The sequence below is a fragment of the Noviherbaspirillum sp. genome (assembly GCF_036563305.1).
Classification (GTDB): domain Bacteria; phylum Pseudomonadota; class Gammaproteobacteria; order Burkholderiales; family Burkholderiaceae_D; genus Noviherbaspirillum.
Genome location: NZ_DATCMQ010000004.1, coordinates 295018 through 319956, shown reverse-complemented (window position 1 = coordinate 319956; position 24939 = coordinate 295018). Strand labels below are relative to the sequence as shown.

The window sequence follows — 24939 nt, the reverse complement described above, 5'->3', positions numbered from 1 at the left end:
GTCTTCAGTGATCAGGAATTCAGTGGTGATGGCAACTGCAGGTTTTTGGCGGCACCGGGTCAACGCCGCCGGGATGCCAGGGGTGACATTTGCACAGCCGGCGCAGCGCCAGCAGGCTGCCCCTGGCCGACCCGTGCAAGCGGATTGCCTCCATCGCATAGCTGGAGCAGCTCGGGTAGAAGCGGCACTTCTGGCCGAGGAATGGGCTGATGCCCAGCTGATACGCGCGCAATAGTAGCAGCAAAAACGGTTTCATCACTGCACTTCCGTGGTCGCGGCGCCGGCGGCCGCCTGCTGGGAGCGCAGCAGCTGCGACACCTCCCGGCGCAGCGCGTTCTTCAGGCTGGCGGAGGTGGCTGGCCCGGTTCTCGCGTTCACCGGCTTGGACAGGCGGACGATGCAATCGATTGCCGGCAGCGTGGACTGGCGGAAGGTTTCGCGGGTGATCCGCTTGATGGTGTTGCGCGTGACCGCGCGCGGTGCAAAGCGCTTGGCGACCACGACGCCCAGGCGGGCATGGCTGAGCGAATTGCTGCGCGTGTACAGGACGAAGTGCGCAGTGCGTTGCACCGGCCGCAAACGAAAAACGGATGAAAATTCATCCGTTTTTACAATACGCCGGTCGCGTGAATAATCTTCGCTCACGCTGGGTACGGCAGTGTCGGCTTGTAAAGCTTGTGCAGCTTTATACAGCCAGGCGCTTGCGGCCCTTGGCGCGACGTGCGTTCAGGATGGCACGGCCGTTGCGGGTGGCCATGCGTGCACGGAAGCCGTGGGTGCGCTTGCGGCGGACGACGGAAGGTTGGTAAGTACGTTTCATGTTGATCTCGCTAATTCGGCAAAAATGGGTCGGTTCTCAGCTCAGCCCATTCTTGTTTTGTGCTGCACACAAAACGCAACAGGCAGTGAACCCGCAATTAGACACTCTGTTTGCCTTCACTGTCAATCACTTAGGCGCTTTGCCGCCTGTTTCCAGGGAGGGTGTCGAGCCGGCTTCGCCGTCCGTCCGGGGCGCGCCGCAAGCCATGCGCGACGCGCGCCGTGCCGCGCTCCGTCCCTCGTCTTGACGCCTGTGCAAGGGATGGGGGTCACGCCCAAACGCCCCGGTTTTGCAAGCACTTTTTTATGTCGGAAAAATGATTCGCCCTGTGGATAACTATGGCTGCCCGGGTATAGAATAGCCCTCCCGCGCAACCGCCCCCGGGCGCTCTCCCGTAACGGACCTGCGACTGCGGCGCGGTCGAGAAGCCGGGCAGGACGCGACTCCCCAGGGTCCGCGCGGCCTTCAGTTTGTTTCCACGTACGAAGACTAATAGAAAAATCCATGGAAAATTTCTGGCAGACTTGCTCCGCAATGCTGGAGCAGGAACTCCCGCCGCAGCAGTTCAGTGCATGGATCAAACCCCTGGTGCCGCTCGATTTCGAGGAAGGCCGTCTGCGCATCGCCGCCCCCAACCGCTTCAAGCTTGACTGGGTCAAGTCGCAGTTCGCCAACCGCATCACGACCCTCGCCTCCGAATACTGGGAAGAGCCGATCGAGGTCCAGTTCGTGCTCGACCCGCGTGCCGGCGCGGCGCGCAGGCCGGCGCCGGCACCGGCCGCCGCCGCCCTCAACGGCGCCGGGAACGGCCGTGACCATGCCGCCGTGGTCGATATGCCGGCCGCCGTCGAGCGGGCCGATCTTTATATAGAAGAAACCAAGAAGCGCGATCAGAGCCGCATCAATCCTGCCCTCACCTTCGACAGCTTCGTGACCGGCAAGGCCAACCAGCTGGCGCGGGCAGCCGCGATCCAGGTCGCCAACAATCCCGGCGTCTCCTACAACCCGCTGTTCCTGTACGGCGGCGTCGGCCTCGGCAAGACCCACCTGATCCATGCGATCGGCAACCAGCTGATGGCCGAGAACGCCAACGTCCGTATCCGTTACATCCATGCGGAACAGTATGTTCGCGACGTAGTGACCGCTTACCAGCGCAAGGGCTTCGACGACTTCAAGCGGTACTATCACTCGCTGGACATGCTGCTGATCGACGACATCCAGTTCTTCGCCGGCAAGAGCCGGACCCAGGAAGAATTCTTCTATGCGTTCGAAGCGCTGATCGCCGCCAAGAAGCAGATCATCATCACCAGCGACACCTATCCGAAGGAAATCAGCGGCATGGACGACCGCCTGATTTCCCGTTTCGACTCCGGCCTGACGGTCGCGGTCGAGCCGCCCGAACTGGAAATGCGGGTGGCGATCCTGCTGAAAAAGGCGGCGCAGGAAGGCGCGGTGCTGAACGACGACGTCGCCTTTTTCGTCGCCAAGCACCTGCGTTCGAATGTCCGCGAACTGGAAGGCGCGCTGCGCAAGATCCTGGCGTACTCCCGCTTCCACGGCAAGGACATCACGATCGATGTTGTCAAGGAAGCACTGAAGGATCTGCTGTCGGTGCAGAACCGGCAGATCTCGGTGGAGAACATCCAGAAGACGGTCGCCGATTTCTTCAACATCAAGGTCGCCGACATGTACTCCAAGAAGCGCCCGGCCAACATCGCCCGGCCCCGCCAGATCGCGATGTACCTGGCCAAGGAGCTGACCCAGAAGAGCCTGCCCGAGATCGGCGAACTCTTCGGCGGCCGCGACCATACGACCGTCCTGCACGCGGTACGAAAGATCGCCGCCGACCGCGCGAAAAACCCGGAAGTCAACCATGAGCTGCATGTGCTCGAGCAGACGCTCAAGGGGTGAGAAGCCCTGCCTCCCTGCTTGTGGATAAGTCCTGCCGGCAGGGAGCGCGGGGGTGCCGGGAGCCGCGCTTTCCGCCACCCGCCCCGCCGTTGTCATCATTACAAAAACCGGGTGCGAAGATTTCTTGGGATGCCCCCTTTTCTGTCAAAATAGAGGGGTTTCGCCTTTATATGGGATTGTGCCCGCGACGCCGCCGGCCCCCGCCACCAGAACCATCGCAAAGCCTCAATCAATTACTACAAGGACTAAAGCATGCAATTGGTTAAGACCCAAAGAGACACGCTGCTCCGGCCGCTGCAGATCGTGAGTGGTATTGTCGAGCGTCGGCACACGCTGCCGATTCTGGCCAATATCCTCATTCGCAAGGACGGTGAGAAGGTGTCCTTCCTGTCGACCGACATTGAAGTGCAGATCACCACGCATGCGAACGTCGGCAGTGGCGGCGAGGTCGGCGCGACCACCGTCGCCGCGCGCAAGCTGCTCGACATCCTGCGCGCGCTGCCCGACTCGGGCGACGTCTCGCTGTCGCTCGCGAACAAGCGGATGACGGTCCAGTCCGGCAAGTCGCGCTTCGCGCTGCAGACCCTGGCCGCCGAGGAGTTCCCGACCGTGGCGCAGGCGGAGCACTACAACGCCAAGGTCACGCTGCCGCAGAAGACCCTGAAGCACCTGTTCAACATGGTGCACTTCGCGATGGCGCAGCAGGACATCCGCTACTACCTGAACGGCCTGCTGCTGGTCGTCGACGGCAAGAACGTGATCGCGGTCGCCACCGACGGCCACCGCCTCGCGTTCTGCCAGGTCGAGACCGAGCAGGATTTCCAGCGCCAGGAAGTCATCATTCCGCGCAAGACCATCCTTGAACTGCAGCGCCTGCTGGAAGACCTCGACAACCCGGTGGACCTCGAGATCGCCAACAACCAGGTCAAGCTGAGCTTCGCCGACATCGAGCTGATCTCCAAGCTCGTCGAGGGCAAGTTCCCCGACTACACGCGCGTGATCCCGAAGGGCTACAAGAACAACTTCACGATCGACCGCCAGACCCTGCTGCATGCACTGCAGCGCGCGGCGATCATGACGAGCGACAAGTTCAAGGGCGTGCGCTGCATCATCGCCCCCGGCAGCCTGAAGATCAGCTCCACCAACGCCGACCAGGAAGAAGCGGTCGAAGAACTCGAGATCGATTACGGCGGCGATGCCGTCGACATCGGATTCAACGTCACCTACCTGCTCGACGTGCTGAACAACCTGAAGTCGGACAACGTCAACATCGCCCTCGGCGATGCCAACTCGTCCGCACTGATCACCGTACCGGAAAACACCGACTTCAAGTATGTCGTGATGCCGATGCGGATCTGATGAGGATGAAGACTGGATAGAAAAAGGGGGCGGCGGCAACAGAGCGCGCCCCTTTGCCACTTTTAAGGATTTTGCATTCCGTTGGCCGGCCGGAGGTTTTCCGGTTCGGGCAAATCGTTCTTTGGTCGTATTTCGAAACACAGAAGGTAGCCATGTCCGCACTCCCCCAAGAAGCACCCCGCGAGCCGCAGCCCGGCAGCCAGTACAGCGCATCCTCGATCCAGATCCTCGAAGGCCTGGAAGCGGTCCGCAAGCGTCCCGGCATGTATATCGGCGACACGTCCGACGGTACCGGCCTGCACCACCTGGTGTTCGAAGTGCTCGACAACTCGATCGATGAGGCCCTCGCCGGCCACTGCACCGAGATCCACGTCACGATCCACGCCGACAACTCGATCTCGATCACGGACAACGGGCGCGGCATCCCGACCGGCATCAAGTGGGACGACAAGCACGATCCCAAGCGCAGCGCGGCCGAGATCGTGATGACCGAACTGCACGCCGGCGGCAAGTTTGACCAGAACTCCTACAAGGTCTCGGGCGGCCTGCACGGCGTCGGCGTCTCCTGCGTGAACGCGCTGTCCAAGCTGCTGCGCCTGACCATCCGGCGCGACGGCAAGGTGCACCAGATGGAATTCGCGAAGGGCGTGGTGCAGAACCGCGAGCTGGAGACCCAGGAAGGCGTCGCCGTCTCGCCGATCAAGGTCACCGGCGAAACCGACAAGCGCGGCACCGAGGTGCACTTCTGGGCCGACGAGGAGATCTTCACCCACGTCGAGTTCCACTACGACATCCTGGCCAAGCGCATCCGCGAACTCTCCTTCCTCAACAACGGCGTGCACATCAAGCTGAGCGACCAGCGCACCGGCAAGGAAGAGAACTTCGCATTCGAAGGCGGCACCCGCGGTTTCGTCGAATACATCAACAAGAACAAGAACGTGCTGCACCCGACCATCTTCCAGGCCACCGGCGAGAAAGTATCGGAGCATGGCACGACCATCGGCGTCGACGTGTCGATGCAGTGGAACGACGCCTTCAACGAGCAGGTGCTCTGCTTCACCAACAACATCCCCCAGCGCGACGGCGGCACTCACCTGACCGGCCTGCGCGCGGCGATGACGCGCGTCATCAACAAGTACATCGAGGAGAACGACCTCGCCAAGAAGGCCAAGGTCGAAGTCTCCGGCGACGACATGCGCGAGGGCCTGACCTGCGTGCTGTCGGTGAAGGTGCCCGAGCCGAAGTTCAGCTCGCAGACCAAGGACAAGCTGGTGTCGTCGGAAGTGCGCGGCCCGGTCGAGGAGATCGTCGCCAAGACCCTGACCGACTTCCTGCTCGAGAAGCCGAACGACGCCAAGATCATCTGCGGCAAGATCGTCGAGGCCGCGCGTGCGCGCGAAGCGGCCCGCAAGGCCCGCGAGCTGACCCGCCGCAAGGGCGTGATGGACGGCCTCGGCCTGTCCGCCAAGCTGGCCGACTGCCAGGAGAAGGACCCGGCGCTGTGCGAGCTGTATATCGTCGAGGGCGACTCCGCAGGCGGCTCCGCCAAGCAGGGCCGCGACCGGAAATTCCAGGCCATCCTGCCGCTGCGCGGCAAGGTGCTCAACGTCGAGAAGGCGCGCTTCGAGAAGATGCTGTCGTCGGAGCAGATCACCACGCTGATCGCCACCCTCGGCACCAGCATCGGCCCGGACGAATTCAACGTCGAGAAGCTGCGCTACCACCGCATCATCATCATGACCGATGCCGACGTCGACGGCGCGCACATCCGCACCCTGCTGCTGACGCTGCTGTATCGCCAGATGCCGCAGCTGGTCGAGCGCGGCCACGTGTACATCGCGCAGCCGCCGCTGTACAAGGTCAAGCACGGCAAGGACGAGCGCTACCTGAAGGACGACATCGAGGAAGCGCAGTACATGATGCAGATCGCGCTGCACGACTCGGCCATCATCCCGCAGGATGGCGCCCAGCCGATCATCGGCGACGCGCTCGCCGAGCTGGTCCGCCAGTACAACACCGCGAACGCCATCATCATGCGCCTGTCGCGCGCGATCGATGACGCCGCCCTGTCGGCGATCATGAACGGCGTCACGCTCAATCTCGACGACGCCGGCAGTGCCGAGGCCTCCGCCGCAGCATTGCGCGCCGCGATCAACGACCCCGACGTCGAGGTCATCGTCAGGGCCGACGAGCTCTCCGCCAAGCACAGCCTGTCCATCCAGCGCCGTCACTTCGGCAACCTGAAGATGACCGTGATCGACGCCGAGTTCCTGCACGGCCCCGACTACCAGACGCTGGCCGGCGCCGCCGCCACCTTCAAGGGCCTGATCGGCCCCGGCGCCATGGCCCGCCGCGGCCAGGGCGACAAGGCAAAGGAGATCGCGATACGCGACTTCCACGAAGCGATGAACTGGCTGCGTTCGGAAGCCGAGCGCGGCGTCAGCAAGCAGCGCTACAAGGGCCTGGGCGAGATGAACCCCGAGCAGCTGTGGGAAACCACGATGGATCCCAACGTCCGCCGCCTGCTCAAGGTGCAGATCGAGGACGCGATTGCCGCGGACCAGATCTTCACGACGCTGATGGGCGACGACGTGGAGCCACGCAGGGCGTTTATTGAATTGAATGCGCTGCAGGCGGGGAATATCGACGTGTGATGCTGTCGCAAGTTGAAGTCTAGAAAAAGGGCCGCGTTGTCGGCCCTTTTCGTTTGGGGCGGCTGCGCGGAAATGAAACGTTGAATGAGGCTGCGTCCTCGGCCGTTCCTGTACGCCACCGTCCCCCGGACAGGTTTCCCTTTTTGCCGCATCGGCCTCGCATGGGGCATCCGATAGTTGCTGCGCGTCGTGTCCCAGGATGTAGGCAGCGGGCGAGCGATAGCGGGCGTTCTCATTTGGCAAGCTTCGTTCCAGATCAAAGCGGATCGATGTTACGGTTGTCGGCGATGCACAGGCTTCATACATTGAGAGCATCGATTCCCTCACAAGGGGCGCCATTCACGACGCCACTGCGTTGCCGTTCAGGCGGATGCCGCATGCAATGGACCCGCATAGGCGGCGCGAGAACTGGCCGCGCTGTCACTGGTGTACAGAAGCGACGGCGATTCCGAAAAACCGGAGACGGCGGCAGAACGTACTTCAGGGCGTTTTCGAGAACAGGGCGGACCGTTCTTTCGCGAGACGATGGGGCCGCTCAGTGAAGCAGCGCAGCGACGCCGCATTACTGTCGCGGATCCTTCACCCCGCACGAGTTTCGTTGCATCGTGCGCTCCATTTTTCGTAGCTGGAGGTGCATATGAACACGACCGATCTCGACGACCTGCCGCGCAGGAAGTACGAGGATATGCGAAATGAAATGCGGACCGGCGACATCGTCTTCACCTCGGGCAACTACCCGGTCAGCCGCGTGATTCGCCACTTCTCCGGCTCGCTTTTCAGCCATGTGGGTTTTGTCTTCCCATGGAACAAGCGCGTGCTCCTTGTGGAAAGCGTCGAGGACGATGGCGTGCGGGCGGTGCCCCTCAGTCAGTATGTGCATGACTATGAGTGCTGCGGAAAGCCGTATGACGGACGGATCTTCCTGGCCCGCCACCGCCGGCCTTTCAGCGAGACGGACGCCGAGCAATTGCTGGGCATCGCCGCCGACAAGCTCAACCGCAAGTACGACAAGGAGGAGATAGGCCGGATACTGGCGCGGGTGACGCTGGGGATCGGGAAGCCGGGCCAGAACGACGCCTACATCTGCTCGGAATTCGTCGACGTCTGCTTCCAGCAGATCGGCATTCGTTTTCCTCGCCACGAAAAAGGCTTCATTTTCCCGGAGCATATTGCGAGTGATCCGGACGTCGATTGCGTGTGCGAGTTTGATATGGGACCGCAGGGACCGGGCACCAGGGAGATCGATCAGAATGCGTTCTATATCGGGTAGCGGCCGCCTGGGAGCGGGCGGCGCAAGTAGCCGCATCCCCTCACCCAACGTGTACTTCCCGGCGATCCTCGCCTGCCTTCGCCTGCGCCACCCTGGCTGAAGCGCAGGGGCTTCGGGTGCGATACCGTTTCGTCCCCGCTTGTGCCATTCGATGGCGCCACGCCATGGCAACTCAGGAGGATAGGGTGAAGGATATTCTTGAGAAGTCGGTTGCGGTTCTGCCGGTATATTTTTCCGACTTGCTTGAGCTTTTCTTTGCGCCCAAAACATTCCTGCAACGGAAGCAGGTGGCGGATCAAGGCGATTTTCAGGCATCGTGTCTCTTTCTTGGCCTGAGCCTGCTGCTGCTGTTCCTGGCCGAGAATATCCTGAGAGGCAACCCCGATGGGCATTCGGTGCAGGGAGTGGCCTCGTTGTTCGCACTGACGACGTTCTACATACTGCTGTGGCTGGTCGTGCTGCGCCTGTCGTGGCTGGCGGTGAACGGGAAGGCGAGCTTCAGGCAACTGTTTGTCCTGCAGGCGTACGCCTCCGGACCGATTCTCTATATCGTCGGCGGTGCCAACCTGCTGGCATACGCGGTCACACAACGGCTCGATCCCGACGGGACGGAAGCATTGAAGGACGCGATGAGATCGGGAGTTCCGGATATCGAGCTTCTTAGCCCTTCTGCGCAACTCTTCTTCGCCTGTACTCTCGGCACCGGTCTTTTCCTGGCCCTCGTCTGGGGCATCGCCGCCTGGGGCGCTTTTCGGGAAGCCAATGCGGTAACGCGTACACGCTCGGCAATGGCCTTCCTGATCCTCTGCGTCCTTTCCCTGCCGGCGTTTGCGATCGTCTTCCTCCTGAACTCCCTGTAAAGACGTTAGGCATGCAAGCCCTCATCAGGACTGAAGCTTTCCCTTGCGGCTGCGGAGCAACCGGACGCCGGCATCGACGCCACGGCAGACGCCGCTGGCGATGATGGCGGTCACTGCGAGCATCGCGGCCGTGTGGACGCCGACTGCCGCAACCGCCAGCATCAGTGGATCCGATGCGCCGACCGTCCCGGACGCGGTGTTTCCGATGCAGAGCGGGACCAGCGCCGGGACCAGCATCAGCCCGGCGCCGTGCGCGGTGGACATGATGAAGGACCAGAGCGCCAGGGCTGCGGGTCCCGACGGGGTGCGTTGTGCGGGACGGCTGCGTTCCCACAGGTGAACGACCACGACGACGGCCAGCAGCGCGGCTGCCATTGCCTGCAGCAGGAGGCGATCCAGGGACAGGCCGACGGCCACTGCGGTCGCGACGATGGCGACCGAGGCGGCATGGCCGATGGCGATGGGCAGCAGGGCGCGCAGCGCGCGCGACCATTCGCGCCCACGCACGCCCCATGCGGCGGCGAGCAACCAACCGGAGGCAGGGTTCAGGCCGTGCAGCGCGCCGGCGGCGGCGACTGCCAGCCAGGGCCAGATGCCGGTCATGATGCATGCGCCTGCTTAGTCCGGTCGTCTTTCAGGCGGTCGCATGACAGCACGATCCGCTGGCGGGCTTCGCTGGCGGGGCGGGCGTGTAGCGGTCGTGATGCCGTACCCACTCCATCGTATGGCCGAGGCCGTCCTCGTTGCGGCCGATCGGTGTCAGGTCCAGCAGCGGGTAGGTGCCCATCATTACCTCCACGCCCCGGCCGTAGGTCGAATAGGTGTGGAAGACCTGGCCCGCGTCGTCCTTGTAGAACACGCTGACGCCGGGCGCCTCCGCCTGCGGAAAGGGCTGCATCACATAGTTGTAGTAGACCTCGCCCCTGGCTTGTTCTTCCGGGGTGAAGCTGACGCAGAAGTCGCGGTTGAAGTCGCTGTCGTGCGAGGACACCCATCTGAACTGCCAGCCCATGCGGCGGCGGAAGCGCTCGATGTCGGCCAGCGGGGCGCGCGAGACGACCAGCAGCGTGACATCGCGCTGCGCCAGGTGCGGGTTGGCGCCGTCGTTGTGGTCGGCCATGTAGGAACAGCTCTTGCAGCCCTGCTCCCAACCGGGGGCAAACATGAAGTGCTGCACCAGCAGCTGGCGCCGGCCGTCGAACAGTTCGGCGAGCGTGCGCCGGCCGTCGGGCGTGTCGAACACATAGTCCTTGTCAATACGCACCCAGGGCAGCGCGCGGCGCTCGCGGGCGATCTGGTCGCCCAGTCGCGTCAGTGCCTTCTCGCGCGCCAGCAGCGACTTGCGCGCGGCAATCCACTGGTCCCGCGACACGACGGGATGATGAAGGGGGATGGTTTCATTGGTGAGGGTAGACATGTCCTGCTCCTTGGCTCGTAGTGCCGTCATGGTCTGGGCGATGCGCTGCCCTGCCGCCCGCGCGCGGGAAGCGCTCCTGCATTGCAGCGCGCGGTGGTTCTACGCGTCGGACGCGGCCTTGGGCCGCCGTACCGCGCGCACCTTTCCGCTCCCGCCGCCGCCGCAGTAGAAGAGGGCGGCGCCGTCGTATTCGAGTCCGCTGACGCCGGCGCCGGGCGGCATCCGGAGTTGCTCGAGCACCGCGCCGCTGTGCGGGTCGATGCGGCGCAGGTCGCTGTCGTCGCCCTCCCAGGTGCCGTGCCACAGCTCGCCGTCGGCCCAGGTGACGCCGGTGACGAAGCGGTTGGACTCGATGGTGCGCCTGATGGCGCCGGTCGCGGGATCGATCTGGTAGATCTTGCGGGCGCGGTACTGGCCCACCCACAGGCTGCCTTCCGCCCAGGTGAGGCCCGAGTCGTTGCCGTTGCCCGGCGCCGGGATGGTTGCCAGGATGTTGCCGGTGGCAGGGTCGATCTTGTCGATGCGTGCCTCGGCGATCTGGTAGAGATACCGGCCGTCGAAGGCGGTGCCGGCGTCGCAGGCATGCTCGATCGTGCGCGCGGTCTCGCCGCTCGCCGGGTCGAAGGCGACGAGCCTGCTGCCGGTGGCGGCCCAGACATGGCGGCCGTCGAAGGTGACGCCGGCCACGCTGGCTGCCTTGTCGAACGGACCGTACTCGCGCACCACCTCGGCCGCGCGCGCCTTGGACGGGGAGGCATCCTTGTTCGTCTTGCTGGTCATCAATGGCTCCTTTTACTGGTGAGGTGCGGCCCGCATCGCAGCCGCAGGACCACTCTAAAGAATCGGCAGCGCGGCAGGGAGTAACAAGATCGTCGTGAATCCGGCCAGCGGCGGCGCAAGCCACCGTTGCGCCCGTGCGCGGCCGGACGCGCGCACGCGTCCGGCGGCCTCGAGTTCGACGAGCGCGCGCTGGACGGTGCGCTGGCTCGCGCCCAGGGCCAGCGCCAGCGACGAGGTCGACCAGGCGGCACCATCGGAGAGCAGCGCCACCAGGGATGCCTGGTCGCCGTCGATGGGCGGGGCGAGCACGACGACCGGGCGGCCGTCGCGCGTCCTCAGGGCGAAGCCTTGCGGCGTGGCCTCGATGTCGGCCATCGCCTTGACGAGGCCGCGCAGGCGTCCGATTTCCACCCGCAGGCGCGCCCGGTGCGAATCGTCGGGCCGGTGCGTCCGGAAGGCGTCGGCGATCAGGGTTTCCCGGCTGGCGTCGCCGGGCCATGCCTCGGCAAGCGTCCGCGCCAGCGCGAACAGGATCGGTCGCCGTGCCAGCCGCAGCCAGTCGGCGCCTTTGCCTATCCCGCGGCAGCAGGCATCGACCACCAGCGCATCCGATGCCAGCAACGCCGACACCTCGTCGAGGCGCAGGGCTTGTTCGGTTCCGACGGCAATGCGCCGGGCCGCTGGCCGGTCGAGCGCCTGTCGTGCCTCCGCCACTTCGGCCACCAGCGCCGGCAGGCGCGCGCGGCCGGCGGCCTCCTGCGCGCGGGAGAGCGCATCGCGCGCCGCATCGACCTGCAATGCGCGCAGCGCAATCTCCGCCGTGATCAGTTCGGCGACCGCCATCAGCGGGGGCGTGAGCGCGCCGGCGTCGATCTGCGCATGGGCCGTGCGGGCTTCGTCAAGGCGGCCGAGCAGCAGAAGCCTGCGCGTGGCGATCAGCCGCGCCTGCAGCGCATTGGCGCGGTCGGCATGCGCATCGAGCGCGGCAGTGGCGGCCGCAAGCGAGCGCGGCGATCCACGGAAGTCGCGCATCGCCAGCGCCACCTCGGCCTCGGCGACGATGCAGCGCGCCCGCGCCAGCTCCTCGTGGGCGCCGAATCCGCGGGCGGCACGCCGGAGCAGTTCACGGGCGCGCGGGTGCTCGCCGAGCTGGGCCATCGCGATCCCGCGCAGCGCCAGCGCCGGTGGATCGTCGCGCAGGGCGATGCGCTTCAGGGCGGCGAGGGCGTCGCCGGCCGCAAGCGCGCGCGCGGAGGCGGTGATCAGGGAGTCCATGACGCCATCCTACACCGCGCCGCCCGGGCCGCCCCGCCGTGCCGCGGCGGCGTGCGCGGCAGGCGAGGACGATGCGCCCGAGGCGAACGGGTACAGCCAGGTCAGCGGGACGCTTGCGCTATCGAATGCGGCGTGTCGCCGGCGGCCGGCAGCCGCACATCATCGGGACGCCGATGCGCAGTGGGCCAGAAGAACGAGACGCCGCTCTGCCGGTAGCGCGCGTAGGCATCGCCGTAGGCCGTCTTTAGCCGGGCCTCCTCGTGCAGGGAGCCGAGCACCAGGTAGGCGGTGCCGATCGCATTGAAGGCCAGCCGGCGCGTGGTCATGTGCGGTGTCAGCCAGAACAGCGGCACACCCGCGAAGTTGAGGGGATGGCGGGACCAGCGAAATGGTCCCGCGGCGGTCAGCCTGCCATCCTCGGTGAGTTCCGGCCCTTGCGCTGCCGGCGCCGCGGGCAGCGCCCGGCCGTGCCGCCATGCCTGCAGCCTGTCCACGCCTGCCCAGCGTTTCAGGCCGACCTCCCGGAGGCCCGCCACCAGCGGCAGGAGGCCGGCAAGCTGTCCGGCGCGGAGCAGCAGCGCGCCCGGCCCGCGCAGGCGATAGACGGTCTGCGCCGGCAGGCTGGCGCAATAGGCGGTGAGTGCGGCGAATGTGAGCAACCCCTGCCCGACATAGAACACGCGGTAGGCGGCGTCGCTGCGCTCGTCGCCCAGCAGGCGGGCCGCCGCCTGTTTCGCCTGCCGTGTGGCAAGCGCGCTGTGAACGGCGGCAAAGGCAAGGGTGGCGATGGCGGTTTTTGCGAAGGTATGCATCTTCTGTCCTCGTTGGCGCGGTTGCCGTGCGCCGGCAATACTGCATCGATGCAAGGGACGTGCCGGGCAGGGCGGGTAAATGCAATTGCCGCAACGCGCGTGGCCGCGGCACCGCAAACTGCGCAGAGGACAGGGCGAGAGCAAATGGATTTACCCTCGCGCCGTCGCCATTTCAGGTCTTGCCGACGCCGCGGCCGGGGCGGGCAGCGGCAATCAATTCCTGCCGCCGTCCACCAGGATGCTGCGCCCCGTGATCCAGCGCGACGCATCGGAGCAGAGGAAGGCCACCGCATCGGCGATGTCGTCCGTCTCGGCGAGACGTCCCAGCGGCGTGAGCCGCTTTTCCTCGGCCAGCATGTCGGCGGGCAATCCGGCCGTCATGTCGGTGTGGGTGACGGCCGGGCCGACCGCATTGACCCGGATGCCGCGCGCGCCGAGTTCGATCGCGAACCCCAGCGTCAGGCTGTCGACCGCGGCCTTGCTCGCGGTGTAGACGCTGGTGCCGGCTTGCGGCCGTGCCACCAGGCTGGTCGACAGGTTGACGACGGCGGCATGGTCGGCGAATTGCGGCAGCGCGGCCTGGGTCGCGGCGATCACGCTCCAGGTGTTCGTGAAGAACAGGTGCTCGAACGACTGCCGGCTGATCTCGCCGGCCGCGCCGCCATCGAACACGCCGGCGCAGTTGACCAGGGCGTCGATCGGCCCGAACGCGGCCCGCACTTCCCGCATGACCCGTTCCAGCGCGAGCTGGTCGGCGACGTCGGCCTGCCAGGCGGCCGCTTTTGCGCCGGTCCGCCGCAGTTCGGCCACCACGGCATCGGCGGCATCCGCCCGGCGCTGGTACACGACGGCGACGCTGGCGCCTGCGGCGGCAAGCTTGCGCGCGATACCTGCGCCGATGCCGCGTGAGCCGCCGGTGACGACGGCAATCTTGTTCTTCATGTCCTTCTCCTTGCGTGGTTGATGAGAGGGAGACGATAGACAGAAGGCAGTGCGGCGGGTAGCCGGCGCCGGCGCAACGGCGCGTTCCAGCAATGGAACGATCAGGACAGGCTGCGGTAGCGCTCTTCGAGGAAGCCGATCAGGCTGCGGACGGCGGTGGTCAAGCCGCGCCGCGCGGGATAGACCGCATACAGGGTCGAGCCGGGCGGTGCGTGCGCGGGCAGCAGTTCGCGCAGTTCGCCGGCGCGCAGGGCTTCCTCGCAGGCCTCGGCCGGAAGGTAGGCGAGCCCGGCGCCGCGCAGCGCGGCAGCGCGCAGCGCGAGCAGGCTGCCGGAGACAAAGCAGGGCTGCGGCGGGTGGGTGAAGCTGCCGCCGTCGCCGGCGCGGAATATCCACGGCCGGATCGATTCGAGCGTGCCCTGGCCGAGCGCGGGAAAGCGGTGCAGCGCGTCCAGTCCGGCGGGCTCGCCGTGGCGTTCGAGGCAGTCGGGACTCGCCACCAGGATCATGCGGCCGGCGCCGATCGGGCGGGCGACGAGCTCGGCGGCCTGCAGCGGCGTGCCGGAGAAACGCAATGCCAGGTCGACGCGCTCGGCGAGCAGGTCGACATAGCGGTTGGTCAGGTCGAGCGATACCCGTACTTTCGGATACAGGCGCATGAAGTCGGCCAGCCAGGCGGACAGGTGCAGCTCGCCGGACAGGGGCGAGGCGCTGACGCGGACCAGGCCGGTGGGTTCGGCCTGGGCGTCGGCGACTATCGCGCGGATCGCCTCGGCCTCGTCGACGATGGTGCGTGCATGGCGCGCCACCCGCGCGCCGATCTCGGTGACGTGGACATGATGGGTGGAGCGCTGGACCAGGCGGACGCCGAGCTGCGCTTCCAGTGCCGCGACGCGCCGGCTCAGCCGGGACTTCGCGATGCCGGTTTCGCGTTCGGCGGCGGAAAAGCCGCCGGCATCCACCACCTGGAGGAACAGCGCCAGGTCATTCAGGTCGTCCATATCCTTGTCCCCATCTCGTTCGCCGGTTGCGCACGGCGTGCATGGTGGCACAGTTCACGCGCGCATGCCGCCGGGAGCGGGATGGGCCGGCCCTCCCTCGCAGCGCGGGAGGGCCGGGCAGGGCCGGGCGCTCAGCGCGCCGGGATGCGGTACACGGCGTTGTTGCGGTCGGCGCTGAAGTAGATGTTGCCGCGGGCGTCGACGGCGACGCCGGTCGGGATGTTCGAGGGCGGCATGCCCGGCGCGGCTTCGAAGCCGATCGGCAGGTCGGCGGCGATGACCCGGCGCGCGCCGGAGGCGGGATCGATCTCGGTCAACCGGGCCGCGCCGGCTTCAGCGACGATGAAGCGGCGGTCGGGGGTTTCGGCCACGCCTTCGGGCAGCAGCAGGCCGTCGGCGACGATCGTCTTGCTCCAGTCGCGCGGACTGATGCGGGACAGCCGGCCGGCGGCTTCCGTCAGGTACAGGTTGCCGTCGCGGCCGGCAATCAGCTGGACCGGGCCGACAAGATCCCTGACCACCACCGACCGCTCCTTGAAGCCGTCGCCGCGCAGCTGGGCGATGGTGCCGGTGCCCATTTCCGCCACCAGCACCGAGCCGTCCGCGAGCTCCAGCGCCGCCGACGGCGCCTTTAGGCCGTGCAGCATCGCGACTGTCTTGTTGCTGCGCCGGTCGAGCACCTGCAGCGTGCCGGTGAACCAGCTGGTCAGCAGCTGGAAGCGTTCGCCGGTGCTGACGGCAAATGGGTACTCCATGTCGGACGCCTGCATGCGATGGATGTCGGTCACCTTGCCGCTCGTGGTGTCGATGGCGCGGAAGGCGAACACGTCGGCGACGAACAGGGTCCGGCCGTCCGCCGACAGCGACAGGCCGCCGGGCACCGCGACATCGCCGCGGGTCACCACCCGCACCTTGCCGCTGGCCGGGTCGACTTCCTCGATGCCGTTGTCCGCCATGTTGGACACGTAGATCCTGTCCTGCCGGTCGATCGCCAGGTTGTCCAGGCTCGGCTTCAGTTGTGCGATCCTGGCCGGCTTGCCGCCGGGCGGGATGCGGAACAGCTCGCCGGTCTTCGTGTCGATCACGTACAGGTTGCCCCTGGAGTCGAAGTTGACGGCGGCCGGCGTGCTGAATCCCGTCGCGACCGTCTGCATCTCGCCCGAGTCCGGATTCACACGGACCACCTGGCCCTTGAACCACAGCGGCCCGTAGATCCATCCGTCCGCACCCACCTCGAAGCCGTTGAGGCCGCCGAGATCCTTCCGGATCAGGCGCGGCGGCCGCGACCCGGCGACGTCGATTTCCCACAGCGCATCCCCAAGGAACACCTGGGTTGCAAACAGCCTGCCGGTCTTCTGGTCGAAGGCAACGGAGTTAATGCCGGGCAGGTCCTTGGCGAGCACGCGGATCGGCGCCGCGTCCGATTCCCGATAGCGCAGCACGCCCTGCAGGAAGCCGGTCCAGGCCATCTCGCCGCGCGGGCCGAACGCGATGTCGTCCGCCTGTCCATCCGGCGGGGCGACCAGGATGCGCGCATTGCCGCTGCGCGCGTCCACTTCGTAGAGCGCGCTGCCGGTCACGCTGCCGGCGAGCAGGCGGCCCTGCCGGTCGATGGCGAGGCCGTGGACGCCCTTGAAGTTGGATGGCGCGACGAGGACTTCGGGCTTGCCCGGCGTCGTGGTGCGTGGCCCGGTGGCGCAACCGGCGACGAGGGCGGCGACGGTCAGTAGTGCAGCAATACGATGCATCTTGGTGTCTCCTCTTGTTATTGGAATGGGGCCGGCTCGCGCGGCCTTTGCCCCCGGGACTGCCGTCCGGGAAGCTTGCAAAAATATAAGGTTGTTCCGGGACCTGTTGCGAAAGCCCGGTTCGACTGTTTGCGAAATGTCAGAGAGGGAACCCCGGGGAGAAGAGTTGCCAGCAGCCGAAAGGCGCACAGCGGTGATCGAATCGGCAATGAGCGGTCTAAGGGGAGATGCACGAGAAGTGCGGTATGCCATGCATCCCGCGCACGGCACGGGCGCTGCCCGCGTCTGATTCCCACCTGGACAGGAGCAAGAAATGGTCGACAAGAAAGGCGATTCCCACTTCAGCGACGGCGTAAATACCGATCGCACCAATAACGGCGTATCCGCGGAGAGCGGCGGCGATCCCGACCGCGCGCGCGGCAGTGGCAGCGGCGGTGGCGCCAATGCCGGCAAGAAGGAAGGCGACGCCGGCTTCAGCGACGGCGCCACCGGCGCCGCCACCAACAACGGCGAGCCAGCCCCTCCCGGGGGCAACAAGGGCAGTTGAGGCAGTGAGCCGGGCCGGTCGTGGCGCTTTGCCATTGCCCCGGTGGCAGCGCCGGCCCGTACCGGTGCTCCGGCCCGCCTGCACGGCAGTCGCCTGCAACACCCGTTCGATCACCGACGGTCGACCACGTCTGCTCGTGGCTGGCGGCCCGGTACGATCGTGCGGCGTGCCCGGCGGCCCTCTTGGATGAACGCGGCGGGCTGCGCGATGACGGCGGGCCGCGGCTGCCGGTACCCTGCGGCTCCCTGCGGGAGATAATTTCTGAAAAAATTCCGGTCTGCATGTCGATTCCGTGCGCGCGCGTTCGTCGCGGCAGTGAAGTCCGATTTATTCAGATAGCCACCTCGAGGAGACCCAGATGCGATTCGTAATCCTGATCAAGGCCGACCAACACAGCGAAGCGGGCGAGATGCCCAGCGAGGGAATGCTGGCCGAGATGGGGCGGTTCAACGAAGAGCTCGCGAAGGCGGGCGTGCTGCTTGCCGGCGAAGGCCTGCATCCGAGCGCGAAGGGGGCGCGGGTGCGCTTCTCGGGCAAGAACCGCACGGTGACCGACGGCCCGTTCGCGGAGACCAAGGAACTGATCGCCGGATTCTGGATCTGGAAATGCGCCTCGCTGCAGGAGGCCATCGACTGGGTCAAGCGCTGCCCCAATCCGATGCTCGGCGAGTCCGAGATCGAGATCCGGCAGGTGTTCGACGCCGAGGACTTCGGCGACGCCATGACGCCCGAGCTGCGCGAGCAGGAAGACCGGCTGCGCCAGCAGCTCGCCGACCAGTCCTGAGCAAACGGTGGCCGCAGGATTGAACGCCTGCGGCCGGTTGCGTCAGCGGCTGTAGTCCCCGGCGGTGCCGGGCTTGTTCGGGTCGCCTTCCGGCGCGCGGGCTTCGTTGCCTTGGCCCGACGCCGGCGCCGCTTCCGGCGTCGTTCCGCCTGCGGTGCCGATGCCGGCCACGCCCCTGTTGCCGGTGCCGTTGCCGGCGCCTCCCGGCACCTGCGCATCGCCGCTGTCGCTGCCAGTGCGCGGTGTCCGGCCTATCGGCCGCTTCGCCTCGCCGCCGGCATTCGTCCCTGGATTGTCTTGCATGGTCGCTCCTCAGCCAAGTGGGTGCACCGCGCCGGAATGGGCGGGACATCCACCAGCTAAGACAGCAGGGCGCGAAAAGGTTTTATCGCACCGGGGCAGTCCTGCCCCGGCGCTTCATTGACTGCGGAGTGCCGACAGGATCGCGTGGGCGGCCCGGACGCGGTCCTCCACCGGATAGTTCTTGTTGGCGAGGATCACGATGCCCGCGTTCCAGGCCGGAACGAAGGCGACGTACGCGCCGAATCCATTGGTCGATCCCGTCTTGTTGACGACGATGTCCGGCCGCGCGGGCAGCGGCGGATCCAGTTTCTCCACCGGATGCGGCTGGTAGGCCATGGCAGGGGAATTGCCGGCCAATAGCTTTTCCAGGGAAAGCGGCAAAGGATAGCGTTCCCAGATCAGGGTCTGGACCATCTCCCCCACCCGGAAATAGCCGACGTGGGTTTCCGCCATTGCCTGTGCCAGCATCCCTTTGCCCGCGCCCGCCGCCAGGTTCGCCTCGATGAAGCGCAGCATGTCCGCCGGGCTCGACCTGATCCCGTAGGCTTCCGAAGCCAGCACGCCCGGCCGCAGGCGGATCTGCGCATCCTGCGCGGTGTGGCCCTGCGCGTAGTCCGCCATGCGGCTGCCGGGAACGTGGAAGAAGGTGTTTTGCATGCCCAGCGGCGCCAGCACGCTGCTTTCGATTGCCGCTTCGAACGGCAACTGCATTGCATCGGCGGCGATCATGCCGAGCAGGCCGATGCCCGGATTCGAGTAGGTCCGGTAGGTTGCCGGCGGATAGGCCGGCTTCCATGACGCGTAATAGCCGGGCAATGCAGCACGATCGTCGACCGTGTCCGGGAATTGCAGCGGGAGCCCGCCCGCGGTATGGGTCGCCAGGTCCAGCAGCGTGGCCTTGGCCAGCGGGCTGCCGCGCAGCGCGGGGAGATGCGCGGCCGGGCTGTCGGAGAGGGACAGCCGGCCCTGTTGCCGCGCGTATGCCGCGAGCGTGGCGGTGAAGGTCTTGGTGACGGACCCGATCTCGAACAGCGTCGCGGACGTCACCGGTTGGCCGGTCTCGCGCGAGGCGACGCCGTAGTTGAAGAAGTGGCGCCGGCCGCCGACGCTCAACGCAACCGCCATGCCCGGGATGTGCAGGCGCTGCATCAGCGGGCGCACGGTCTTGTCCACCCTGTCGCGGATCTGCGCGTCGTCGGTTGTGGCGGCCGGGGCGGAGGCAATGAAGGTGCAGGCAAGAAGCGGAAGCAGTCTGGGCAGGCGCATGGCGACAGGTGCGGAAACGGGTTGGCAAGGCGCAACGGCAAGATGCGATGGCATGCCGGACTTGCCCGGCGAAGCCTACCTCAGTTTTCCTGCGGCCGCTCCAGCCGGGTCAGGGCATGCCAGCAGGCCAGCACGTCAGCGCCTTCCAGGCAGGCCTCCGCCAGATCCTCGCGCAACGCGCCCTGCTGCAGCATCAGCTTCAGCTTTGCCAGCCTGTCCGCGTTGCCCAGCACCTGCAGGGTGACCGCCGCACGCGCGTCGACGCCCAGCCCTTCCGCGGCGCTCTCCCACGCCCCCGGTTCCGCACCGGCGGCCGCCACCGCGGCGGGCGGAAACGCCCATTCCGTGCCGATCACCTGGGCGAGGCGGCGCGCATAGTGGATGAAGGCGGCGTGGAAGGCCAGCGAGCGCAGCACCCGTGCTTCGACGCCGGCCCCGGCGGCCTGGTCGACGATGCGCAGCGCGACGATGACGCCGACGTTGCGCAGCAGGCCGGCGAGAAAGACCTCGAACTCGTCTGCGCCGGCGCGCCCGCCGAGGTAGCGGCAGGCGAAGCCGAACGGCTCGGCGAGCTCCCACATCCTCGGTGCGCCCAGCGTCGTGGCGGGCCCGAGGCTTGCACTGAACAGCGGCTTGAACGCCACGCTCGCCACCAGCATGCGCAGGCCGTTCTGGCCGATGACGGCGACAGCTTCCTCGATGGTGCGCACCGTTGTCGCGCGCCGGTACCAGGAGGTGTTTACCTGCCGCAGCACGGCGGCGACCAGCACCGGGTCCTGCGCCACCTGCCCCGCCAGCTGCGCATTCGAGACGTTGCGGTCGCGCAGGCTGCGCAGCAGCACCGGGATCACCGAGGGCAACCGCGGAACGAGATCGGCGGTGGCCGGATCGTTGCTGTCGGCTTCGCGCTTGAGCGCGCGCAGGACGCGGTTCTCGGTCTCGTTGAGGGCCGCCGGGACCGCGTCGCGCGTGCCCAGCAGCCAGGGGAAGAACAGGTGGTCGACGTTGACCAGATCCATTTCCGGCTGCTGCGGCTCGACGGCCAGCACCGTGAGCGCACCGAGCGCCGGTTCCTCCGCTTGCGGCGGCGCTGCCGTTTGTCGGAGCAGGCGGTGCAGGAATCGTTTTAGCATGGGGATCAGGGGAAACAGGTCTCGACGCGTCGCCGCAGGCCATGCGCGACGGCTTGCAACGCCATTCTCCGGAATCAACGCCATCCGCTCAACCCTATTCTTGCAACGGCCCGTCGCACCGGAACTTTTCCGGCCGATTCCGCCTCATTGCAGGATTGTCCCTATCCAAAGGCGAGGGCCTCATGAACGACAGCCTACTTGCGGAAGGCGTGGCCGGGGTTCCCTCGCCGCCGCTGCCCCGGCCTGCCGTTGCAGCGCAGCAGGTGGCGCTGCGCATCAATGGCACGTTGCACCGCCTGATGCTGGAGCCGCGCGTCACGCTGCTCGACGCGCTGCGGGAAACCATCGGCCTGACCGGCACCAAGAAAGGATGCGACCGCGGCCAGTGCGGCGCCTGCACGGTGCTGGTGGAAGGCCAGCGCGTCAACGCCTGCCTGACACTTGCCATCATGCAGGAGGGGAAGGAAATCACGACCATCGAAGGGCTGGGCGATACTTCCAGCCTGCATCCGGTGCAGCAGGCCTTTCTCGACTGCGATGCCTTCCAGTGCGGCTACTGCACGCCGGGCCAGATCTGCTCCGCCGTCGCCTTGCTGGAAGAGGTGCGGTCCGGCGAACCGGGCATGCTGGCGCCCGAATCGCAGGTGACCTGGGACAACGTGTCCGACGACGAGATCCGCGAGCGCATGAGCGGCAACCTGTGCCGCTGCGGCGCCTACCCCAACATCGTGGCCGCGATCCGCAGCGTGATCGACGCCGGCCGCTGAAGGGACGACGCGATGCATCCCTTTTCCTATGAACGCGCGCGCGACATCGACCATGCGATCCGCCTTGCCGCGGCTCCGGGGACCCGGTTCATCGGCGGCGGCACCAACCTGCTCGACCTGTACAAGAGCGGCATCGAGCGCCCGGTGCTCCTGGTCGACGTCAATCACCTGCCGCTTGCGGACATCGTCGAACTGCCGGACGGCGGCCTGCGCATCGGCGCGCTCGCCACCAATACCGCCGCCGCCGGCCATCCGCTGGTGCGCCAGCGCTACCCGCTGCTGACCGCGGCCCTGCTGTCGGGCGCCTCGACCCAGTTGCGCAACATGGCGACCGTCGGCGGCAACCTGCTGCAGCGCACCCGCTGCTACTACTTCACCGATCCCACGTTCACGCATTGCAACAAGCGCACGCCGGGGTCGGGATGCGCGGCGATGGACGGCTACAACCGGATCCATGCAATCCTCGGCGCAAGCGATGCGTGCATCGCGGTCCATCCGTCGGACATGGCGGTCGCGCTGTGCGCGCTCGATGCCACGATACGGGTACAGGGGCCGCAGGGCGAGCGCAGCATCGGCATCAGCGATTTCCACCGGTTGCCCGGCGACACGCCGCACATCGATACCACGCTGGCGGAGGGCGAGCTCATCCTCTCGGTCGACCTGCCGCCATCGCCGTTCGGGACGCGCGCGCATTACCTCAAGCTGCGCGACCGGGCCAGCTTCGCCTTCGCCCTGGTCTCGGTGGCGGCGGCGCTCGACCTGCAGGACGGCACGGTACGCGACGTGCGCATCGCCCTGGGCGGCGTCGCGCACAAGCCGTGGCGCGCGGACGATGCGGAAGCGCTGCTGCGCGGCCAGCCGCTGTCCGCGCAGGTATTGCAGCAGGCGGCGGCACTGGCCGTCGCGGGCGCCCGGCCGTATCGCCACAACGGCTTCAAGGTCGCGCTGGCGCAGCGGGCGGTGGTGCGCGCGCTGCAGCTCGCCGGAGGAAAGGCATGAGCGTCATCGGACAACCGGTCAACCGCACCGACGGCATCAGCAAGGTCACCGGCGCGGCACGCTACGCGGCGGAGCATCCGTTACCGCGCATGGCGCACGCGGTGCTGGTCACCAGCACCATTCCCAGTGGCCGTATCGGCGGCATCGATGCCACCGACGCGCGCGCGGTACCCGGCGTGCTGCTGGTCATGACGCACGAGAATGCGCCGCGCCTGCCGGATCAGACGCGTTCCGGCAAGCTGCAGCCGCCGGTCGGCCGGGTGCTGAGCCTGCTGCAATACGATGCCGTCCACTACAACAACGAGCCGGTGGCGCTGGTCGTGGCGGAGACGCTGGAACAGGCGCGCGAGGCGGCGGCGCGGATGCGGATCGCCTACGAACCCGGGCCGGCGGTGCTGGACTTCGACCTGGCGAAGGAGAACACCCATCCCCCGGACAAGGTGCTCGGCGAACCGGCCGACACCGTGCGCGGCGACTTCCAGGCCGGCCTGCTGTCGGGCAGCGTGACGCTGGACGAAACCTACGTGACGCCGACCGAGCATCACAATCCGATGGAGCCGCATGCCACCATCGCATCATGGGACGGTGACCGGCTCACGATCTACGACTCGACCCAGTACATTCTCGGCGTGCGCAACATCGTCGCCGGCACGCTCGGCATGCCGCCGGAACGGATCGAGGTGCATTGCCCGTATGTTGGCGGCGGCTTCGGCTGCAAGGGCTCGGTGTGGTCGCATGTGGTGCTGGCCGCCATGGCGGCGCGCGAGGCAGGGCGACCGGTCAAGCTGGTGCTCGATCGCAACCAGATGTTCGGGCCGGTCGGCGCGCGCCCGGTGACGGAGCAGCGGCTGCGCCTGGCAGCGATGCACGACGGCCGGCTGACCGCCTCCAGCCATGACGTGACGGCCTATACCTCGATGATCGAGGACTGGATCGAGCCCTGCGCGCTCGTCACGCGGATGCTGTACACCAGCCCCAGCCAGCAGACCTCGCACCGGCTGGCGCGCATGCATCTCGGCACGCCGACCTTCATGCGGGCGCCGGGCGAGGCGAGCGGTAGCTTTGCGCTGGAAGCGGCGATGGACGAGCTGTCGTACAAGCTCGGCATCGACCCGCTCGAACTGCGCCTGCGCAATTATGCGGAGCAGGATCCCGGCAAGCAGCTTCCCTGGTCGAGCAAGTCGCTGCGCGCGTGCTACGCGACCGGCGCCGAGCGCTTCGGCTGGCATCGGCGCGCGCCGCAGCCGCGCACGATGCGGGAAGGCGGCGTCCTGGTCGGTCTCGGCATGGCGACGGCGACCTATCCGACCAACCGCTCCGCCGCCTCGGCGGTGGCCCGCATACTCGCCGACGGCAGCGCCCAGGTGCAGACCGCGTCGCAGGACCTCGGCACCGGCACCTACACCGTCATGACGCAGGTTGCGGCCGATGCGCTCGGCCTGCCGCCCGCACTGGTGCGCTTCGAGCTCGGCTACAGTGGTTATCCGGCTGCGCCGATCTCCGGCGGCTCGACCACCGTCGCCAGCGTCGCGCCGGCGGTCCATGCGGCCGCCTCGGCAGCCCGGCTCAAGCTCGCTGGAATGGCGATTGCCGACCCGCGTTCGCCGCTGCATGGCGCCACCGCCGACGAGATCGCCGTGGAGGACGGGCGTCTGTTCCTGCGCGCCGATCCCGCACGGGGCGAGACCATGGCGGCCATCGTGCAGCGGCACGGCGGCGCACCGGTGGAAGCGACGGCCGACGCCGCGCCCGGCAGCGAGAAGACCAAGTATGCGATGCACTCCTTCGGTGCCGTGTTCGCCGAGGTGCACGTGGACGAGGCACTCGGCGAGATCCGCGTGCCGCGCGTGACCGGCGTCTACGGCGTCGGCCGGTTGATGAACCGCAAGACCGGCTACAGCCAGCTGATGGGCGGCATTGTCTGGGGCATCAGCCTGGCCCTGTTCGAGCACACGGTGATCGACAAGCGCAACGGGCGCGCGGTGAACGGCAACCTCGCCGAATACCATGTCCCGGTCAATGCCGACATCGGCATCATCGATGTCTCCATCGTCGACGAGGAGGATCCCCATGTGAACCCGCTCGGCGCGAAGGGCATAGGCGAGATCGGCATCACCGGGGTCGGCGCCGCGATCGCGAACGCGGTCTATCACGCCACCGGCCGTCGCGTGCGCGAACTGCCGATCACGCTCGACAAGCTGCTGTAGCAGGCGCGCCGGCAGCGGCAGGACCGCACCAGCGGGAAGCCAATGCTCGACGCAGCGCCGATTCCCCGGCACAATCGGCGTCAT

At 67.0% G+C, this 24939-nt stretch carries 24 protein-coding genes; 10 read left to right on the top strand and 14 right to left on the bottom strand.

What is annotated here, in order from left to right:
* Positions 1 to 19: 19 nt before the first annotated feature.
* The 3 genes from yidD to rpmH are packed head-to-tail and all read right to left on the bottom strand — an operon-like array spanning position 20 to position 820.
* On the bottom strand, positions 20 to 256 hold the full coding sequence (gene yidD, locus VIM12_RS02430; protein ID WP_331940014.1) for a membrane protein insertion efficiency factor YidD: 237 nt from the start codon (positions 254 to 256) through the stop codon (positions 20 to 22).
* Entirely contained in the window at positions 256 to 645 is a 390-nt protein-coding gene (gene rnpA / locus VIM12_RS02425; protein ID WP_331940013.1) for a ribonuclease P protein component, read from the bottom strand. The genes yidD and rnpA overlap by 1 nt, the downstream gene beginning before the upstream one ends.
* A 40-nt stretch (positions 646 to 685) precedes the next feature.
* Positions 686 to 820: a 50S ribosomal protein L34 gene (rpmH, locus tag VIM12_RS02420; protein ID WP_331940012.1), complete on the bottom strand. Its 135-nt coding sequence runs from the start codon at positions 818 to 820 to the stop codon at positions 686 to 688.
* A 504-nt stretch (positions 821 to 1324) separates the two neighbouring features.
* Here rpmH and dnaA point away from each other — a divergent pair.
* The 5 genes from dnaA (at position 1325) to VIM12_RS02395 (ending at position 8874) form a co-directional block, all read left to right on the top strand.
* A complete protein-coding gene (dnaA, locus tag VIM12_RS02415) occupies positions 1325 to 2731 on the top strand; it encodes a chromosomal replication initiator protein DnaA (protein ID WP_331940011.1) in 1407 nt (468 codons plus the stop codon).
* A 252-nt stretch (positions 2732 to 2983) separates the two neighbouring features.
* On the top strand, positions 2984 to 4090 hold the full coding sequence (gene dnaN / locus VIM12_RS02410; protein WP_331940010.1) for a DNA polymerase III subunit beta: 1107 nt from the start codon (positions 2984 to 2986) through the stop codon (positions 4088 to 4090).
* A 152-nt stretch (positions 4091 to 4242) separates the two neighbouring features.
* The gene (gyrB, locus tag VIM12_RS02405; RefSeq protein ID WP_331940009.1) at positions 4243 to 6744 is read left to right on the top strand and encodes a DNA topoisomerase (ATP-hydrolyzing) subunit B; all 2502 of its coding nucleotides are present in this window, start codon (positions 4243 to 4245) and stop codon (positions 6742 to 6744) included.
* A 637-nt stretch (positions 6745 to 7381) separates the two neighbouring features.
* Positions 7382 to 8014 (top strand): YiiX/YebB-like N1pC/P60 family cysteine hydrolase, encoded by a 633-nt coding sequence (locus VIM12_RS02400; RefSeq protein WP_331940008.1) that lies wholly within the window; start codon positions 7382 to 7384, stop codon positions 8012 to 8014.
* A 164-nt stretch (positions 8015 to 8178) separates the two neighbouring features.
* Positions 8179 to 8874, top strand: coding sequence for a hypothetical protein (locus tag VIM12_RS02395; protein ID WP_331940007.1), 696 nt, complete (start codon positions 8179 to 8181; stop codon positions 8872 to 8874).
* A gap of 24 nt (positions 8875 to 8898) precedes the next feature.
* On the opposite strand, the gene VIM12_RS02390 is transcribed toward VIM12_RS02395, so the two are convergent.
* From VIM12_RS02390 to VIM12_RS02355, 8 genes are all read right to left on the bottom strand, one after another.
* A complete protein-coding gene (locus tag VIM12_RS02390; RefSeq protein ID WP_331940006.1) occupies positions 8899 to 9477 on the bottom strand; it encodes a hypothetical protein in 579 nt (192 codons plus the stop codon).
* A 31-nt stretch (positions 9478 to 9508) separates the two neighbouring features.
* Positions 9509 to 10291 carry a thioredoxin family protein gene (locus tag VIM12_RS02385; RefSeq protein WP_331940005.1) on the bottom strand — a complete coding sequence of 261 codons (783 nt, stop codon included), beginning with the start codon at positions 10289 to 10291 and terminating at the stop codon, positions 9509 to 9511.
* A gap of 99 nt (positions 10292 to 10390) precedes the next feature.
* Positions 10391 to 11071, bottom strand: a complete 681-nt coding sequence (locus VIM12_RS02380; RefSeq protein WP_331940004.1) for a hypothetical protein — start codon at positions 11069 to 11071, stop codon at positions 10391 to 10393.
* A 54-nt stretch (positions 11072 to 11125) separates the two neighbouring features.
* The gene (locus VIM12_RS02375; RefSeq protein ID WP_331940003.1) at positions 11126 to 12346 is read right to left on the bottom strand and encodes a helix-turn-helix domain-containing protein; all 1221 of its coding nucleotides are present in this window, start codon (positions 12344 to 12346) and stop codon (positions 11126 to 11128) included.
* Positions 12347 to 12447: 101 nt separating this feature from the next.
* A complete protein-coding gene (locus tag VIM12_RS02370) occupies positions 12448 to 13158 on the bottom strand; it encodes a hypothetical protein (RefSeq protein WP_331940002.1) in 711 nt (236 codons plus the stop codon).
* Positions 13159 to 13371: 213 nt separating this feature from the next.
* Positions 13372 to 14100, bottom strand: coding sequence for an SDR family NAD(P)-dependent oxidoreductase (locus tag VIM12_RS02365; protein WP_331940001.1), 729 nt, complete (start codon positions 14098 to 14100; stop codon positions 13372 to 13374).
* Between the two features lie 101 nt (positions 14101 to 14201).
* Positions 14202 to 15101, bottom strand: coding sequence for a LysR substrate-binding domain-containing protein (locus VIM12_RS02360; RefSeq protein WP_331940000.1), 900 nt, complete (start codon positions 15099 to 15101; stop codon positions 14202 to 14204).
* Between the two features lie 131 nt (positions 15102 to 15232).
* Positions 15233 to 16849 (bottom strand): hypothetical protein, encoded by a 1617-nt coding sequence (locus VIM12_RS02355; protein ID WP_331939999.1) that lies wholly within the window; start codon positions 16847 to 16849, stop codon positions 15233 to 15235.
* Between the two features lie 313 nt (positions 16850 to 17162).
* On the opposite strand from VIM12_RS02355, the gene VIM12_RS02350 reads away from it, so the two are divergent.
* On the top strand, positions 17163 to 17396 hold the full coding sequence (locus tag VIM12_RS02350; RefSeq protein ID WP_331939998.1) for a hypothetical protein: 234 nt from the start codon (positions 17163 to 17165) through the stop codon (positions 17394 to 17396).
* A gap of 358 nt (positions 17397 to 17754) precedes the next feature.
* Positions 17755 to 18180: a YciI family protein gene (locus tag VIM12_RS02345; protein ID WP_331939997.1), complete on the top strand. Its 426-nt coding sequence runs from the start codon at positions 17755 to 17757 to the stop codon at positions 18178 to 18180.
* Positions 18181 to 18222: 42 nt separating this feature from the next.
* On the opposite strand, the gene VIM12_RS02340 is transcribed toward VIM12_RS02345, so the two are convergent.
* The 3 genes from VIM12_RS02340 to VIM12_RS02330 all read right to left on the bottom strand — a co-directional run bounded on the left by VIM12_RS02340 (position 18223) and on the right by VIM12_RS02330 (position 20882).
* Entirely contained in the window at positions 18223 to 18483 is a 261-nt protein-coding gene (locus VIM12_RS02340) for a hypothetical protein (protein ID WP_331939996.1), read from the bottom strand.
* A 114-nt stretch (positions 18484 to 18597) separates the two neighbouring features.
* Positions 18598 to 19749: a class C beta-lactamase gene (gene ampC, locus VIM12_RS02335; protein WP_331939995.1), complete on the bottom strand. Its 1152-nt coding sequence runs from the start codon at positions 19747 to 19749 to the stop codon at positions 18598 to 18600.
* 80 nt (positions 19750 to 19829) lie between these two features.
* On the bottom strand, positions 19830 to 20882 hold the full coding sequence (locus tag VIM12_RS02330) for an HDOD domain-containing protein (RefSeq protein ID WP_331939994.1): 1053 nt from the start codon (positions 20880 to 20882) through the stop codon (positions 19830 to 19832).
* Between the two features lie 182 nt (positions 20883 to 21064).
* On the opposite strand from VIM12_RS02330, the gene VIM12_RS02325 reads away from it, so the two are divergent.
* From VIM12_RS02325 to VIM12_RS02315, 3 genes are read left to right on the top strand one after another with little or no spacing between them, the layout of a single operon-like run.
* A complete protein-coding gene (locus tag VIM12_RS02325; RefSeq protein ID WP_331939993.1) occupies positions 21065 to 21649 on the top strand; it encodes a (2Fe-2S)-binding protein in 585 nt (194 codons plus the stop codon).
* Between the two features lie 12 nt (positions 21650 to 21661).
* A complete protein-coding gene (locus VIM12_RS02320; RefSeq protein ID WP_331939992.1) occupies positions 21662 to 22648 on the top strand; it encodes a xanthine dehydrogenase family protein subunit M in 987 nt (328 codons plus the stop codon).
* Entirely contained in the window at positions 22645 to 24855 is a 2211-nt protein-coding gene (locus VIM12_RS02315) for a xanthine dehydrogenase family protein molybdopterin-binding subunit (protein ID WP_331939991.1), read from the top strand. The genes VIM12_RS02320 and VIM12_RS02315 overlap by 4 nt, the downstream gene beginning before the upstream one ends.
* Positions 24856 to 24939 lie beyond the last annotated feature (84 nt).